Annotated in this window: 15 protein-coding genes and 1 pseudogene; 14 read left to right on the top strand and 2 right to left on the bottom strand. The window is 37.2% G+C overall.

Features of this window, described 5'->3' with window-relative positions:
- Positions 1–5 precede the first annotated feature (5 nt).
- Entirely contained in the window at positions 6–464 is a 459-nt protein-coding gene (locus H164_RS0111885) for a DUF6078 family protein (protein ID WP_025830241.1), read from the top strand.
- A 627-nt stretch (positions 465–1091) separates the two neighbouring features.
- Here H164_RS0111885 and H164_RS0111880 read toward each other — a convergent pair.
- Positions 1092–1928: a hypothetical protein gene (locus H164_RS0111880; RefSeq protein ID WP_238315269.1), complete on the bottom strand. Its 837-nt coding sequence runs from the start codon at positions 1926–1928 to the stop codon at positions 1092–1094.
- 113 nt (positions 1929–2041) lie between these two features.
- Between H164_RS0111880 and H164_RS14630 the strand changes: the two are divergent.
- The 13 genes and pseudogenes from H164_RS14630 to H164_RS0111810 form a co-directional block, all read left to right on the top strand.
- Positions 2042–2530, top strand: a pseudogene (locus H164_RS14630) (mobilization protein); the annotation flags it as partial.
- 2 nt (positions 2531–2532) lie between these two features.
- Positions 2533–3195: a hypothetical protein gene (locus tag H164_RS0111870; protein ID WP_019968819.1), complete on the top strand. Its 663-nt coding sequence runs from the start codon at positions 2533–2535 to the stop codon at positions 3193–3195.
- 100 nt (positions 3196–3295) lie between these two features.
- Positions 3296–3502: a helix-turn-helix domain-containing protein gene (locus H164_RS0111865; protein WP_004362600.1), complete on the top strand. Its 207-nt coding sequence runs from the start codon at positions 3296–3298 to the stop codon at positions 3500–3502.
- A gap of 56 nt (positions 3503–3558) precedes the next feature.
- Complete coding sequence (locus tag H164_RS0111860) at positions 3559–5064, top strand: type I restriction-modification system subunit M (RefSeq protein WP_019968818.1); 1506 nt, start codon at positions 3559–3561, stop codon at positions 5062–5064.
- Positions 5065–5111: 47 nt separating this feature from the next.
- Positions 5112–6104 carry a site-specific tyrosine recombinase/integron integrase gene (gene xerA / locus H164_RS0111855; protein WP_019968817.1) on the top strand — a complete coding sequence of 331 codons (993 nt, stop codon included), beginning with the start codon at positions 5112–5114 and terminating at the stop codon, positions 6102–6104.
- Between the two features lie 6 nt (positions 6105–6110).
- Positions 6111–6887, top strand: a complete 777-nt coding sequence (locus H164_RS0111850) for a restriction endonuclease subunit S (protein WP_019968816.1) — start codon at positions 6111–6113, stop codon at positions 6885–6887.
- 10 nt (positions 6888–6897) lie between these two features.
- Positions 6898–7791 carry a protein adenylyltransferase Fic gene (fic, locus tag H164_RS0111845; RefSeq protein ID WP_019968815.1) on the top strand — a complete coding sequence of 298 codons (894 nt, stop codon included), beginning with the start codon at positions 6898–6900 and terminating at the stop codon, positions 7789–7791.
- 8 nt (positions 7792–7799) lie between these two features.
- The gene (locus tag H164_RS15240; protein ID WP_019968814.1) at positions 7800–8948 is read left to right on the top strand and encodes a restriction endonuclease subunit S; all 1149 of its coding nucleotides are present in this window, start codon (positions 7800–7802) and stop codon (positions 8946–8948) included.
- Between the two features lie 10 nt (positions 8949–8958).
- Entirely contained in the window at positions 8959–9492 is a 534-nt protein-coding gene (locus H164_RS0111830) for a restriction endonuclease subunit S (RefSeq protein ID WP_019968813.1), read from the top strand.
- Positions 9493–9500: 8 nt separating this feature from the next.
- Positions 9501–10136, top strand: coding sequence for an abortive infection family protein (locus H164_RS0111825; RefSeq protein WP_019968812.1), 636 nt, complete (start codon positions 9501–9503; stop codon positions 10134–10136).
- A 12-nt stretch (positions 10137–10148) separates the two neighbouring features.
- Positions 10149–13244 (top strand): type I restriction endonuclease subunit R, encoded by a 3096-nt coding sequence (locus tag H164_RS0111820; RefSeq protein WP_019968811.1) that lies wholly within the window; start codon positions 10149–10151, stop codon positions 13242–13244.
- Between the two features lie 30 nt (positions 13245–13274).
- A complete protein-coding gene (locus H164_RS0111815) occupies positions 13275–14186 on the top strand; it encodes a restriction endonuclease (RefSeq protein WP_019968810.1) in 912 nt (303 codons plus the stop codon).
- A gap of 12 nt (positions 14187–14198) precedes the next feature.
- Entirely contained in the window at positions 14199–15230 is a 1032-nt protein-coding gene (locus tag H164_RS0111810; protein ID WP_019968809.1) for a hypothetical protein, read from the top strand.
- A 484-nt stretch (positions 15231–15714) separates the two neighbouring features.
- On the opposite strand, the gene H164_RS0111800 is transcribed toward H164_RS0111810, so the two are convergent.
- On the bottom strand, positions 15715–15967 hold a 253-nt coding region (locus H164_RS0111800), incomplete at its 5' end, for a transposase (protein ID WP_019968807.1).

Genomic DNA, 15967 nt, shown 5'->3' with positions numbered 1-15967 from the left:
CCTCTATGACCCTCGAAGAATACAACCAATTAGGCAGCAGCTTCGCCCATTGCAGCGGAGCGAACTGCGAACGAGCAAACGAATGCTTGCGGCACGCGGCACACAAGATGCTCGCAAAGAACACGCGGGAGAGTTATGCCGTGGCAAATCCGGCCGTGATAACGGGCGCGCAGCCCTGTCCGCTCTTCGACCCCGACCACAAGGAACGCTACGCGTGGGGTATCTCCCGCATCTACGACAACGTGCGCGCTGCCGACCTACACGGAGCAAAATGGAAAGTCATGTCGTGCTTCGGCGCCGACGTTTATTACAAGGTGAAGCAGCTGCGCCGCGCCATCACCGAGGAAGAGCAACGAGACGTCCGCCTCGCCTTTACCGAAATGGGCTACGACGGCGCTGCCATCGAATTCGACCGCTATGAAGAACAGTATCCCGCACTGATGCGGCTGGCAAGATACGAGTAGGCTCCGAGCCCCGATACTTGAGATACGGCCGGCAGTTCCTTAACAGGTTCTTATGAACAGATATAAGACATGGAATATTGGACACGTTTGTCCAATCGTTTGGACTAACTTGTCCAATTAATTGGACAAACGTGTCCAATGGGCTGGACAGACGTGTCCAATGAGTTAGACAAACGTGTCCAACGGGCTGGACAGACGTGTCTAATTAGTTGGACAGACGTGTCCAAAACTGTTGGTTCGGAAGAAATCATTTAGTAATATGAATAGGAATACTGTGTACAGGAATTAATTGACAACTTTGGTCCTTAATTGGAAATCGACTTTACCCATATCGTTTGTTAAGTTCAAATGCTGTTGTAGTGACCTTTTTTTGAATTCATAATTAATTGATAATTGTCTTTTAATTGCAAAACCAATCTTTAGATGCCATAATACGATGAGAAATCATGTATGTTCATGCCACTTGCAACATACTGATTTAACAAAATAGGTACTATTGGCTTCATTGTGCTGACTCATAACTTTTTACTCCTTTAGGGATTAGAAGTTATCAACTTATTTTGTACACTATAGTTACGCCGTATAGGGTTATACTAGTTATTATGTTTTTCTGTAAAGGCTTTTGTATTAAAATTCTTCAATGACTTCTATATCAAGGCATTCTTGCACATTCCTATTTGATTGGGAAAGTTTTCCACCAATGACTAAGATTATCTCGCTATCAGGTATTTCACCTTTAACTTCGGCTTCAGCATCCAATATTGCTTTGTATTTTACGCATTGGAAAAGCCCCCGGAGAATATCAGCATCAGAAGCGAGTTTGGGCTTGACCTCTACCGCAACATTTGCTTTGGGGAAGAAAACATCTACTCTGTCACCTGACAATAATATATGTTCCAAGATACCTTCTTCGCTTATTTGCTTGTCAATAGCTTCTGGATGGGCAGCAATAAACTCTTTCATCAGTTTGTGCTCTTTCCCCTCTCCTCCAAATCCAAATGCACCAGAACGAATAATATCTTCATCAGCTTGGCTAAGATAAGGTTTTAATCCAAGTAAAGCCAACACATAATCCCACTTCTCGTAGTTAAAAGCTTCATTATTTGCGTTTTCCACAATAATCTGCTTTTCCGTGAGATCCATCTCGTCATACTTAGGATGCACATAACTAAAGCCTCCGGAAGGTATACCTGTCCTCGCATTTGAGACTAATGCATTCAGAGTGGGTATTTTCTCCAAACCGGCTTCTTCCTGCAATTGTTGGAAGACCAACTGAACACTACCGAGTTGATGGCCAATACATCGCCCATCTTGATAGCCAAGCAACCTGCTCAAATCACCATAAGTATGATTTGTTTCTTTCCTTTTTGCCCATCCGACCAAGATCGGTATGATTTGCCGGACGAGTTTTGGAGTTTTTTCTCCAGTACACGCTTCATCTATGATATATGAATAGTCTTTCATTGAATATATGTTTTTAGATTGTTTACAATCAATTTCTTCATTTCGACATTCCATAGGCCACTGCTTTTGTTTTACGGAATACAAAGGTACATTAAATTATCGGAAAGATAAACAAATACTGTTTATATTTTGCCAATAGAAAAGTCAAGGAGCATCGCTTAAAAGAACCTGACAAGACCAAGTATGAAATCTATTAGGCGTTGAAAGAAGAAATAGCTCGGTGCAGGGATTGGAAAGCCTTACTTGCTCATTTGAAAAAGCAGGATATTGGTGTCCGTTTCAAGTACAAAGGCAACTCACAGGAAGTGCAGGGAATTATCTTTGAAAAGAACGGCTATCATTTCAATGGCTCTAAAGTGGATAGGGGTTTCAGTTATTCCAAGATAGACTTTGCTCTGCAACAGAACAACAGGGAACACGAACAGCAGACACAAGGAATGATAAACCTCATATCCAATGTTGCAAGTGTTACGAGCGAAATTACCAACAACCTCATAGAAGGAGGACTGGATTTGTTTCAAACTCATGGCACTGTCCCTGCGGAGGTTTACAACACACTCGATAAAAAGAAGAAAAAGAAAAAACGTAAAATACATTTATAACTATGGCTGATAATAATACATTTGTCCTCTTTGAGGAAATCAAAAACAAACTGGAGACAATTTACAGAGAACTAAATGAACTGAAAGAAAAGAAGAACAACTCTGCCTTTCTCCCTGTTCAATCTACACCAACACAAGGTGACGAGCAGAAGGAACAGGAATTGCTCAATCAATATGAACAGCGAACAAAAGAAGTGATTAACAAGTATATTGGTGTGCAAGTGCGCATCAAGGACGAGGAGGCTAAACCCATGGACAAATTGGTGGCAAGCGTCTTGACCATGTTGCACGAATGGCAGGAGAATAAAGAGCTTCCAATACCGCAGGAACATATTCACAGGCACAGTTTTGACCTCAAGTCCTCGAAAGTCTTTACTTATATGGTAGCAGTATCTATGCTTTGTTTTGTTTCATTGGTCAGCAACTACTTCTTGTGGCAACGCAAACAGCAATATGAAGATGATGCTTTGAAATTCCAAATCATCAGAGTATGGAGAGGATGCAGCCCCAAGGAAATCCTATGGCTCAATGATGTGTTTGATATTCATCGCAATGAAAAGATTATCAAACTAATCAAGGAAAAAGCAGATGATTACGATATGGAATTGAAGCAAAAGGCAGATAGTTTGATGCAGAATAACCTGCAAAATAAGAAAAACAAATAGTGTTGAACACATAAACTTTAATAAGAGGGGAAAATTCCCCTCTTATTGAGTATTTTATACAAGAAAATTTACTATATTTGCAAACAATCATATAATATTTATGGAAAGTCCAACTAATAGAATTAAAGAGGTGCTTATCGAGAAAGGGATTAAGCAAACATGGCTTGCAGAGAAACTCGGTAAGAGTTTCACTATTGTCAACTCATATGTTTGCAATCGTCGACAGCCAAGCCTAGAATTGCTATTTCAGATAGCAGAGATCTTGCAGGTTAATCCAAAGGAATTGATTAACACCCCAGATGAGTAATAAGAAGTTTTTCGATATACATCAAGAATAAAGTTCAGACATAATAAAAAAGAATCATGGCAAAACAAAATACAGCTGATATTGGATTTGAAAAGGAAATATGGAAAGCAGCAGATTTGCTTCGTGGCAATCTTGATGCTTCCGAATATAAATCGGTAGTTTTGGGATTGATTTTTCTAAAATACATCTCCGATAAGTTTGAAACCAAATATCAAGAATTAGTTAATAGTGGTGAAGGATTCGAGGAAGACCGCGATGAATATATGGCGGATAACATTTTCTTTGTCCCACAAGAAGCACGGTGGAGTGTGGTAGCAAAAGCAGCCCATACACCAGAAATAGGTGCGATAATCGACAATGCCATGCGTCTTATTGAAAAGGAGAATCTCCGTTTGAAAGGCATTCTGCCCAAAAATTTCGCCCGACCAGAATTAGACAAAAGGCGTTTGGGCGATGTGGTAGATTTATTTACCAATATTCAAATGAAAGAACATGGAGATTCCAAAGATATATTGGGACGCACATACGAATATTGTCTTTCTAAATTTGCAGAAGCAGAAGGGAAATTAGCAGGAGAATTTTATACACCAGCTTGTATTGTTCAAACACTTGTTGAAGTTCTGAAGCCTTATCACGGCCGAGTATATGACCCTGCTTGCGGATCTGGTGGAATGTTCGTTCAGTCTGCCAAATTCATAGAAAGGCATCAAGGCAATATCAAAGATATTTCTGTCTATGGTCAAGACAGCAATCCTACGACATGGAAGATGGCTCAAATGAATCTTGCCATTCGAGGCATTGAAGCGGATTTGGGTAAGTTTAATGCAGATACATTCTTTGACGATCAACACTCCACATTAAAAGCTGATTTTATCATGGCTAATCCGCCATTCAATCTCAGTGATTGGGGAGCAGACAAGTTGCAAGATGATGTGCGTTGGAAATTTGGTATTCCACCATCTGGCAATGCCAACTTTGCATGGCTGCAACACATGATTCATCATTTATCTCCCAAAGGGAAAATAGGTATGGTATTAGCAAATGGTTCTTTATCTTCACAGACAGGAGGAGAAGGAACAATTCGTGAGAATATCATCAAGGCCGATTTAATAGAAGGTATCGTTGCCCTACCCTCACAGCTGTTTTATACCACAGGTATTCCTGTCTCTCTATGGTTCCTCAATCGAGAGAAGAAACAGAAAGATAAAATTCTGTTTGTAGATGCAAGAAACATGGGAACAATGGTTACTCGCAAACTTCGTGAGCTCCAAGAAGCAGATATAAAAAAGATTGCAGACACTTTTGATAAATATAATGATGGTACACTTGAGAATGAAAAAGGTTTCTGTGCAGTTGTAGCCCTTGGCGATGTGGCAAAACAAGACTATATTCTTACCCCTGGACGTTATGTCAGCATTGCAGAACAGGAAGACGATGGTATTCCTTTTCAAGAGAAGATGGACAAACTCACAACCGAATTGTCCGATTTATTTGCCCAATCTCATGATTTGGAGGATGAGATACGAAAACAGTTGGCAAGCATAGGTTTCACTATCAAGTAAAAGGCTGTATGTTCTTCCATATTATCAATTCATTAATATAGAAGAACATGAAAGAAAATTTGATTTTAGAAATTAGCAATGCAATGGCAGGTATATTAAGTGTAGAACAAATGGCACAACTCAATGGAGTATTATTGCAAGTAATTAGTAACTACTCCATTACAGCAGACGACGAGCTGATGCAAGAGAACAATGCATCTAATGAACGTCTGTTAGAGATATTCTTGTCAGCTAAGCAAGTTGAAGGTTGCACCACACCTACCATAAAATATTATGGCTCGACCATTAATCAGCTTTTCAAGAAAATGCCTAAAAAAGTTACGAACTATACAACAGAGGATATTCGTGCTTATTTGGCTGTATTTCAACGGAAACACAAATCGAGTAAAGTCACAATAGACAATATCCGTCGTATCTTTTCATCTTTCTTTTCATGGTTAGAGGATGAGGATTACATCATTAAAAGTCCTGTACGTAGAATACACAAGGTTAAGACTGGAACACAGATTAAGGAAGTCCTTACTGACGAAAATTTGGAACAACTGCGCGATAACTGTACAAGGGTACGAGATTTAGCTATGATAGACCTATTGGCTTCTACTGGTATGCGTGTTGGAGAACTTGTAAAGCTCAATCGTGAGGATATAAACTTCAATGAGCGTGAGTGTATCGTTTTCGGTAAAGGTAACAAGGAGCATATCGTGTATTTCAATGCTCGTGCAAAGATTCATTTGCAGCAATATCTCGCAGAGCGAAAAGACAGAAACAAAGCATTGTTCGTGTCTCTTGCCAAACCACACAATCGATTACAAATATCAGGAGTAGAGACAAGGCTAAGAAAGATTGGGAGGCTTTCTAAGATTGTCCGTGTCCATCCACACAAGTTCCGTCGGACACTTGCAACTATGGCTATAGATAAAGGTATGCCCGTGGAGCAAGTACAAAAACTCCTTGGGCATGTTAAAATTGATACAACCATGCACTATGCAATGGTTAATCAAACAAACGTCAAACTCTCTCACCGCAAATTCATCAGTTAAATCAAAATGCAAACAGCATATCACACATATAGCTCATATCAACCGCTATTTCATAAAAATAGGCGGATAAATGATAATTTAGAGCAGCAGGCACAGGCGTTGTTCAAATCTTGGTTTGTGGATTTTGAACCATTTAAGGAGGGGAAGTTTGTGGATTCAGAGTTAGGAATGATACCTGAAAGTTGGAGAGTATGCTCTGCAGAAACCATATTTAAAATAAATATTGGTAAAACACCTCCAAGAAAGGAACAGCAATGGTTTACTAATATCAACAATGGAAATGTCAAATGGGTATCTATCTCGGATCTAGGTAGCAATGAAATTTTTATTGAGGATTCAAAAGAATATCTTACAAAAGAAGCTATTGCAAAATTTAATATCATTGTTGTACCAGAAGATACTATTCTTGTAAGTTTTAAACTTACAGTAGGAAGAGTGGGTATTTCTAATTGTGAATTAACAACGAATGAGGCAGTAGCAAGATTTTACCTCCCCAAAAGCTATTTCCGAGAGTATACTTATCTATCTCTAAAAAATTATAACTATGCTCGCTTAGGAAGTACATCTTCGATAGCAACTGCTGTAAATTCTAAAATTATTAAGAATATGAAGTTATTAATACCTCCTGTAACTATAATAAGTGAGTTTAGCAAAAGAATTAATCCCTTATTCAATGCTATAAGAATTTATGAAAACGAAATCAGGAACCTTTCAAAAATTAGAAATACACTTCTCCCGAAGCTGATGTCTGGCGAGCTAAAAATTAATGATATAAACAACTAAATTCCCATTTATGGAAGAGAAGAAAGAGCAACATAAGAAATCAATTCGTTTCTTCAACGACCGTGAAGTACGTGCCGTATGGGACGAAGAAAATAATTGTTGGTGGTTTTCAGCAACAGACATTGTACGTGCCATTAACGATGAACCTGACTACACCAAAGCTGGTAACTATTGGCGTTGGTTAAAACGTAAGTTAAAACAAGAAGGCATTGAACCCGTGAGTACTACTCACAACTTTAAATTTGAAGCACCAGATGGCAAGATGCGTATTGCAGATGTCCTTGATAGTGAAGGAGTGACTTTATTAGCAAAGCACTATCCTAACAATCGAGCAAATGAGTTCCTTGATTGGTTTACATATAGTGATAATACATTAGATGGTCAAAGTCGAAAGAAAGCATATCAGTTATATGAAAGTGGTTTACTGAAAAGTCTTAAGCCAGGCAGCATACAATGTTTACAACAGATTCATGCTTATCTCTTTGGAGGTTTGTATGACTTTGCTGGACAAATCCGCACGAAGAATATCTCCAAAGGTGGCTTTACCTTTGCTAACTGTATGCACTTCCCTGCTACGCTACAAACGATTGAAAGAATGCCAGAAAACACCTTCGACGAAATAATGGACAAGTATGTCGAAATGAACGTAGCTCATCCATTTATGGAAGGTAATGGACGAAGCACTCGTATCTGGCTTGATCTCATGTTGAGACGTTCTCTCAAGCGGTGTGTGGATTGGAGCCAAATAGATAAGAACGAGTATCTTTCAGCAATGCGTGAGAGTGTGTCTGATAGTACACACATCAAAGCTTTGGTACAACCTGCGCTTACCACAAAGATTGATGATAGAGAAATGTTTATGAAGGGCATAGACTATTCATATTATTATGAACAAAATGATTGACGCTTATTATGGAAGAATGGAAAGAATATAAATTGGAAGAAGTTTGTTCTCGCTTACGAAGCGGAAAAGGTATTAAATCAGACTGTATTTCTAATATAGGCTTATTTCCTGTAATTGGTGGAAATGGAATGCGAGGATATACTAACAAATCTAATTTTAAGGGGGAATGTGCTGTTATCGGCCGTCAAGGTGCGAATTGTGGAAATGTTCGTTTCTTTATGGGAGAAGCGTATATGACAGAGCATGCAGTTGTAGCTGTAGGCAACGAACTTGCAGATTCATATTTTCTTGCACGTCTTCTTTCCCTGATGCATTTGGGAAACTTATCAGCTCAATCAGCCCAGCCAGGCTTATCTATCCAAACTCTTTCCAAACAAATAATTCGTCTTCCTTCAATTAGCTATCAAAGAGAAATATCAACTGTCCTCAAATCCCTTGACGATAAAATCGAACTCAATCGACGGATAAATGATAATTTAGAGCAGCAGGCACAAGCGTTGTTCAAATCTTGGTTCGTGGATTTTGAGCCATTTAAGAAAGGGAAGTTTATAGATTCAGAGTTAGGGATGATACCTGAAGGATGGCAAGTTGAAGAATTGGGAAATATAACAAACTCAATAACGGAGAAAGTTGGCAAGCGAACAGACGTAAAAGTTTTATCACCAGTCAACACTGGAGATCTACTTCTTTCAGAAGAATACTTCACAAAGCAAGTATATAGTAAAAACCTTGCGAAATATATTATGGTGGCGCCAAATGATTTTGCATACAATCCTGCTCGTATAAATATCGGTTCTATTGGAATGAATACATTTGATTTCAGTGGATGCGTTAGCCCTGTTTACGTAGTCTTTAGATGTGAGAAAGAATACCATCATTTTTTTAACATCTTCAAAGCCACAAAGAACTTCAAAGAAGAAGTCAACACAAGAGCAATCGGAGGAGTAAGACAGACTTTGAGTTACAAAGATTTCTCTTTAATCAAGATTGTTTATCCGCCAAAAGAGGCTGTTGAGCAATTTAATAAAATTTACAGTCACATTATGACTTTGATTAAAAAAAATGTTTTAGAAAATAAAAGACTTCATCAAACAAGAGACACTCTCCTTCCCAAACTGATGTCTGGCGAGCTGAAAATTAATGATATAAACAACTAAATTCCCATTTATGGAATACAATAAAATAGATATACAGCATATTTGCTCAAATATATGTAGTGGCGGAACTCCTAAAAGTACTATTACAGAATATTATGGAGGAAATATTCCTTGGCTTAACACTAAAGAAATTAATTTCAACCGTATTTCAGAAACAGAAAAGACAATAACAGACGAAGGGTTAAATAATTCATCTGCCAAATGGATTCCTGCAAAATCTGTAATTGTCGCAATGTATGGAGCAACAGCGGGGAAAACCGCTATTACTCAAATTCCTTTGACAACTAACCAAGCATGTTGTAATCTAACTATAGATTCTGCCAAAGCTGATTATAGATTCGTTTACTATGCTTTATATAATGATTATACCTATCTTGCATCACTTGCAAATGGTGGAGCACAACAAAATCTAAATGCACAGCAAATAAAAGATTTTGAAATACCTTTTCCTTCTCTTAAAGAACAAAAATATATTGCTAATATCCTTTCTTCCTTAGATGACAAGATAGAACTCAATCGACGAATAAATGATAATTTAAATTAAGATTAATTATGCAGTGGACAAGAGAATATATTGCAAAAGAACCAAGTCTTAGGACTTTTGAAACGCATATTTCAACAATAGAAAACAATGTTGAGATTAATCCTTCTTTGTGCGTTGAAGTAAGCAAAAGTCTGACTGAAGCACTTTGCAAAACAATTCTCATTAATCAAAATACAACGTACAAAGATGATATTTCATTTAATGGTTTAGTAAAACAGACCTTAGAACATCTTATAAAACAGACTGGAAAGGAAATAGTTGGTCTATCTGAACTATGCCGTAGAATTTCTACTGTCGCTCAATCGATTGCAGAGATACGAAATAATGCAGGATTTGCTTCACATGGTTTGGATGTTTTACACCCTCAGATAGACAAATCACTATCCCTACTGATATACAAAACAACAGATGTACTCTGTGGGTTCATTTTACATTTTTATTTCAGTTATGCCCACCACGCTAACCAAAGATTAATTTATAAAGATTGCGAGTGCTTTAATGATTGGTTTGATGAAGAAAATCCATTAGAAGTAGGAGGCGTACACTTATCAGCATCAGAGGCTCTTTACAACTTAGATTATCAAGCTTATAAAGCTAACTATATAGATTATTTAGAATTTCTTTTAGAAATGAATGAACAATAAAAATAAAATACAATGCCCTTCACAGAAGATAATTACGAAAAAGCACTGATATCCCTCTTTGAGGGAATGGGCTATCAATATTTGTACGGTCCAAATATTGAAAGGGACTACTATGTGCCATATTATGAAGCACAATTAGAAGAAAGTCTGCAAACTGTTAATCCAAAGAAACCACATGCAGCTATTCACGAAGCGATTATCAAATTACGCAATATTGATATGGGTAGTTTGGCGCAGCGTAATGAAACTTTTACAGACTATTTGCAGCATGGCATAGAAGTCTCTTATTTCAATGGCAAGGAAATGCGCAATGAAATGGTTTATTTGATAGACTTTGAGCATACGGACAAAAACACTTTTCAAGTTATCAACCAATGGACATTCATTGAAAATGCAGAGAAACGTGCCGATATCATTGTATTTGTGAATGGTTTACCATTGGTGGTTGTAGAATTAAAATCACCTTCCCGTGAAGAGACAGACGCTTCAGAAGCATATCTTCAACTCCGCAATTATATGAAGGATATACCATCATTGTTCGCTTTCAACATGTTTTGTGTAATGAGCGATATGGCTCTTTCCAAAGCTGGGACAATTACCAGTAAGGAAGATCGCTATATGGAATGGAAAACAAAAGATGGCAATTATGAAAGTACAGAATTTGTCGATTATGATACATTCTTTGAAGGAATATTTCAAAGGGAACGACTCTTAGACATAATCAAGAACTTTATCTGTTTTTCCAAAGAAGAAAGAGGGAGTGCCAAGATATTAGCAGGGTATCATCAGTATTTTGCAGTGAAGAAAGCCATCGAACGTACCAAACATGCTACAGTAAGTAATGGTAAAATCGGTGTATTCTGGCATACGCAAGGCAGCGGAAAATCATTGTCAATGGTTTTCTATGCCCATTTGCTACAACAAGAGTTATCGCAGCCCACCATCGTTGTGATTACCGACCGCAACGATTTAGACGATCAACTCTATACCCAATTCTCTAAATGTAAGGAGTTCTTACGTCAAACTCCAGTGCAAGCCAATAGTCGTGAGAATCTAAAAGAGCTATTGAGTGGACGAGAAGCCAATGGCATTATCTTCACAACCATGCAGAAGTTTGAGGAGTCTGACGAACCTTTGTCAGAGCGAAGAAATATTATCGTGATGACTGATGAGGCGCATAGAGGACAATATGGTTTTGAGGAAAAAGTCGACGCCACTACTGGTAAAGTCTCTATCGGCACGGCAAGAATCATTCACAATTCACTACCCAATGCTTCATATATTGGCTTTACTGGTACACCTATTTCTACCAAAGACCGAGATACCGTAGAGGTCTTTGGCGATTACATTGATATTTATGACATGACGCAGGCGGTCAATGACGGTGCTACTTGTCCTGTATATTATGAATCCAGAGTTATCAATCTAAATCTTGACGATGCAACCTTGCAAGCCCTTGATGACGAATACGAGCTGTTGGCTGAAGAAGGTGCAACGACAGAACAGATAGAGAAAAGCAAAAAGGAGATGTCACACTTGGAAGAGATACTCGGAGCACCAGCTACCATCGATTCTCTTTGCCAAGACATTCTCAAACACTATGAGGAAAACCGTCAATATGAATTGACAGGTAAGGCAATGATAGTGGCATATTCGCGTCCCATAGCGATGAGCATTTATCACCGACTACTGGAGCTTCGCCCAAAATGGACGGATAAAGTGAAAGTTGTCATGACGGGCAGCAACCAAGATTCAGAAGAATGGCACGACATTATCGGAAACAAGCAGTATAAGAAAGAACTTGCCAAACGATTTAAGGATGACAACGATCCGATGAAGATTGCTATTGTAGTCGACATGTGGCTCACAGGCTTCGACGTTCCCTCATTGGCAACTATGTATGTTTATAAACCAATGAGCGGACATAACCTAATGCAAGCCATTGCACGAGTGAACCGTGTATTCAATGGCAAAGTGGGTGGATTGGTTGTTGACTATATCGGTATTGCCAAAGCCTTGAAAGAAGCCATGCGCGATTATACGGGACGCGACAGAAAGAACTTTGGGAACCCAGATATCAAAGGCATGGCTTTTACAAAGTTCAAAGAGAAATTGGAAGTGTGCCAAGACTTATTTTATGGTTATAACTATAGTAAGTTTCACACTGGCACAGATGCCGACCGTGCTCAAATTATCAAAGGTGGCGTAAACTTTATGTTGGCAGCCGATAAACAAGAACAACTGCCATTATATATGAAAGAAGCTGCATTGCTGCACAATTCCATCACTCTTTGCCGAAGCCTGTTGAATGAAGAGCAACGCTTCTTAGCTGCATTCTTTGAAACTGTGCGCACTTTGCTCTCCCGAATGACAGGTAAGGGAAAAGTTACGAAGAAAGAAATTAATGCTCGTATCAGTGAATTGCTGAAACAAAGTGTAAAAAGTGAAGGTGTAATCAATCTTTTCTCTGATGTTAAAGCCGAATTTTCCCTCTTTGATACAGCCTTCTTAGATGAAATTTCTAAGATGAAAGAAAAGAATATAGCTGTAGAACTGCTCAAAAAACTATTGGCAGAGAAAGTGGCACTCTATCAAAAGACCAATATTGTACAGTCAGAGAAATTCTCTGACCTGCTCAATCGTTCTTTATCCAACTATTTGAAAGGATTACTCACCAATGAAGAAGTTATCCAAGAACTTTTGCAGTTGGCAAAAGATATAGCCTCGGCTGATTCAGCAGCTAATGAACTTGGACTCACTCCTGAAGAAAAGTCATTCTATGATGCCTTGACCAAACCACAAGCAGTTCACGACTTCTATAGTAATGAAGAATTGGTAGCTATGACAAAAGAACTCACCGACTCTCTACGTAAGAACCGCACTATTGATTGGCAAAAGAAAGAATCAGCCCGTGCAGGTATGCGCAGAATGATTAAACATCTACTTAAGAAATATCATTACCCACCAGAGGAAGCTGCCAATGCACTGGAAACTGTCATCAAACAATGTGAACAGTGGACGGATAATGAACAAGAGAATTATTCAACAAAATCAGCCAAAATGTATGAAATCCACGAGGATGAAATACAGATGGCTGCAGAACCATAACTATTATAATAAAAAATATAATCAATTGATATGAAGAAGATTTCTGCTAATGTTTTAGTAGCATTGAAAAATGCCCTATCTCTCATATTCTGGTATAAGAAAGACTTGAAAGATTACTTGTATATGTCAATAACGCATAAAAAGGTGCTATCAATGGTAAACTGGGATGACTATAAGAGAAATATAGCGTCGCAGGTTGTAAATATTCTCGAGCGCAACGAACAAGAGGTTCAGGAGGATTTGTTAAATTTAATAATATCAGTAGCAACCTTCAATGACTATAGCAGCATGAAAAAGGTTGAGGATGCTGAGAAAAAGATATATGATGCGAAAATGGCTGTAAATGCATTATTCCAACTGACGAAAGGTTTTATCAATTATAAAGAAGAGGAAGAAGTTATCAGAAAGCGCAAACAAGCAAATAAGGATAAAGCTGATTCCTTGAATAGAGTTAATCAAATCCTCAGCGAACTTAAAGAAGAATTTATTGGCTTATCTATTAATAATGATAACCAAAAGCGAGGCTATGCCTTAGAAAAATTTCTAAATGGTTTGTTTAATTTATACGACCTTGATGCAAAATCTTCTTTTAAGGTTGTTGGAGAACAAATAGATGGTGCATTCTCTTTAGACAAAGATGAGTATTTATTAGAAGCTAAATGGCGTAAAGAACCTACGGCGAATGCTGACCTATATGCATTTGAAGGCAAAATAACTAGGAGATTGGATAACACTTTAGGCTTATTTATTTCCATAAATGGCTTTTCAGAAGATGCCATAACAGCATATTCAAATGGCAAAAAATTAATGTATTTGATGGATGGTATGGACTTAATGGCTGTTTTGGAACAAAGAATATCATTACCTGATTTGCTGAGAAGAAAAAAGAGAACAGCTGTGCAAACTGGAAATATATATTTAAGAGTATCAGAAATATTATAAAAGTATAATATAATGGACATATCTATTAAAGAGATTGATGCGAATACATATATTTTAAATGTCGCAGAGATAGATAAAGTTTTAGAACGCATAAATAAATTATCTAAAAAAAATAATTATTATAATCGAAAAAAGTTATTTATTGCCTATACTACTTTTCTGAATTGGTTTATAAAATTTGTTGATGAAGAACGATTATTCCGACGTACATATAGTATAGAAGAAGTTGTTAACAATCTGTTTATAAAGAAGCAGGTTATTGATACTCAATATATCAGATTCTTGCTTTATGCAGCGAAGCTTTATGCAGCGAAATTGAGGGAGAATGCAAAGATAAGTTGTGTTAAAAACTATCTTAAATCCATTTATTTTTTCATATATGATGTAGAAGAACTTGTTCGCATTAATGAAATTCGTAGAAAAAAGCGCATAAACCAGCTTATAGTTCCAAGAGGAGGCTATCGTACTGGTATTAGCCCATTTGATATTAAAATAGCTGCTAATGAATTAGTATTCCTTAATGAACATATTTTTGTTTCAGATATTGATTTTCGAAATATTTCCCCATGCTCTTCTTTACTAATAAGGCAGTGTATAGAATTATTAGGGAAAAATATGATTGGCTTTAGTTCTATACATAACGCTCAAGGTTTAATTAAGAGGATGACTCAAATCGCTTGGAATTTCTTTTTTGAGAAGGGGCTTCAAGGTATAGATTGGACAGTAACATTACCCGTAGAACTTTCAGCAATTAAAAAGATAAATCAATGGGCAAATAATTACGTGCATAACCCTTGGATTGATAAAAGTTATATCCGATTTTTAGGATTAGAGTTTTTATACAAACTAATGCAACCTGTGCAAACGAATGTTTCTTGTTATAACGGAAGAGCTTATTGGGATTCAGGTTATGGAGACTTTCGAATTAATAATTATAATAATCTGAAAAGGGATTTTGAATCATATGTTACTTCAAAAGATTCTACAGCAATAATTGATTGGCTTCCTTTAGATCAAGTCGGAGCATATATAATTTCATTATAATGATTTAAGTGACAACATCCAAGATGTTTTCTAATCAATACTACTCAAATTGAGGAAACATTTTTGTACCATAAGTATGTAATTCATTGATTATCAGTATGGGATAAGTTTGAGGAAGTGAAATAAAATAACAACTAATATAATCGCAGTAATCCGATAATGGGTTGCTGCGATTTTTATAATAATGAATCTAAATTTTATATCTACTAAGTTTATTGGTTACTAAACTTAATATTTTGGACTGTGTTGTATTCACCGTGATGTTGTATACAAAATTTTGATAGTGCACTTACATATAGAATTAATACTTTGTAAAAATGAAGGCAGAAAATGAAATAGTTACTTCTTACGAATTTTTTGAGCTGAGATTGGGTATTGAAGATAGTAGAATATCTTCTAAGGATTTAATATCATACCTAACGAATATCGAAACGATGTTTAACTCTGTCAATAAAGTACTTAATATAACGTGAGTTCGATGAATTTAGAATAAAGCAAGCTGTGTGTCAAATGTCCTTTGCACTCTGACGCATGGCTTCTTTGGAAATAGGCAATAGGCAGCAATGGCACCCAGAAGGTTGACGATGAAATTGTCGAAGCACCTATGTCGGGAATGTTCTACCTGCGCTATATTCTTAAGTTCATCGTTTATGGTTTCTATGATGGCCCTCTTTCTGAGTAGTAACTTATCGGGAACGCTCATCAACGCACCTTTCATATTATTTTTCAGCTTGGTA

The organism is Segatella maculosa DSM 19339 = JCM 15638, from assembly GCF_000382385.1.
Lineage (GTDB): Bacteria > Bacteroidota > Bacteroidia > Bacteroidales > Bacteroidaceae > Prevotella > Prevotella maculosa.
The sequence above is the reverse complement of the archived record's forward strand: the minus strand, read 5'-3'. Positions and strand labels throughout refer to the sequence as shown.

Bases quoted from the DNA above. Each gene is read 5' to 3' on its own strand.
- H164_RS0111810 (WP_019968809.1), top strand. From the start codon at position 14,199: ATGGACATATCTATTAAAGAGATTGATGCGAATACATATATTTTAAAT.
- xerA (WP_019968817.1), top strand. From the start codon at position 5,112: ATGAAAGAAAATTTGATTTTAGAAATTAGCAATGCAATGGCAGGTATA.
- H164_RS0111830 (WP_019968813.1), top strand. From the start codon at position 8,959: ATGGAATACAATAAAATAGATATACAGCATATTTGCTCAAATATATGT.
- H164_RS0111825 (WP_019968812.1), top strand. From the start codon at position 9,501: ATGCAGTGGACAAGAGAATATATTGCAAAAGAACCAAGTCTTAGGACT.
- H164_RS0111880 (WP_238315269.1), bottom strand. From the start codon at position 1,928: ATGAAAGACTATTCATATATCATAGATGAAGCGTGTACTGGAGAAAAA.
- H164_RS0111820 (WP_019968811.1), top strand. From the start codon at position 10,149: ATGCCCTTCACAGAAGATAATTACGAAAAAGCACTGATATCCCTCTTT.
- H164_RS0111860 (WP_019968818.1), top strand. From the start codon at position 3,559: ATGGCAAAACAAAATACAGCTGATATTGGATTTGAAAAGGAAATATGG.
- H164_RS0111885 (WP_025830241.1), top strand. From the start codon at position 6: ATGACCCTCGAAGAATACAACCAATTAGGCAGCAGCTTCGCCCATTGC.
- H164_RS0111865 (WP_004362600.1), top strand. From the start codon at position 3,296: ATGGAAAGTCCAACTAATAGAATTAAAGAGGTGCTTATCGAGAAAGGG.
- H164_RS0111870 (WP_019968819.1), top strand. From the start codon at position 2,533: ATGGCTGATAATAATACATTTGTCCTCTTTGAGGAAATCAAAAACAAA.
- H164_RS15240 (WP_019968814.1), top strand. From the start codon at position 7,800: ATGGAAGAATGGAAAGAATATAAATTGGAAGAAGTTTGTTCTCGCTTA.
- H164_RS0111850 (WP_019968816.1), top strand. From the start codon at position 6,111: ATGCAAACAGCATATCACACATATAGCTCATATCAACCGCTATTTCAT.
- fic (WP_019968815.1), top strand. From the start codon at position 6,898: ATGGAAGAGAAGAAAGAGCAACATAAGAAATCAATTCGTTTCTTCAAC.
- H164_RS0111815 (WP_019968810.1), top strand. From the start codon at position 13,275: ATGAAGAAGATTTCTGCTAATGTTTTAGTAGCATTGAAAAATGCCCTA.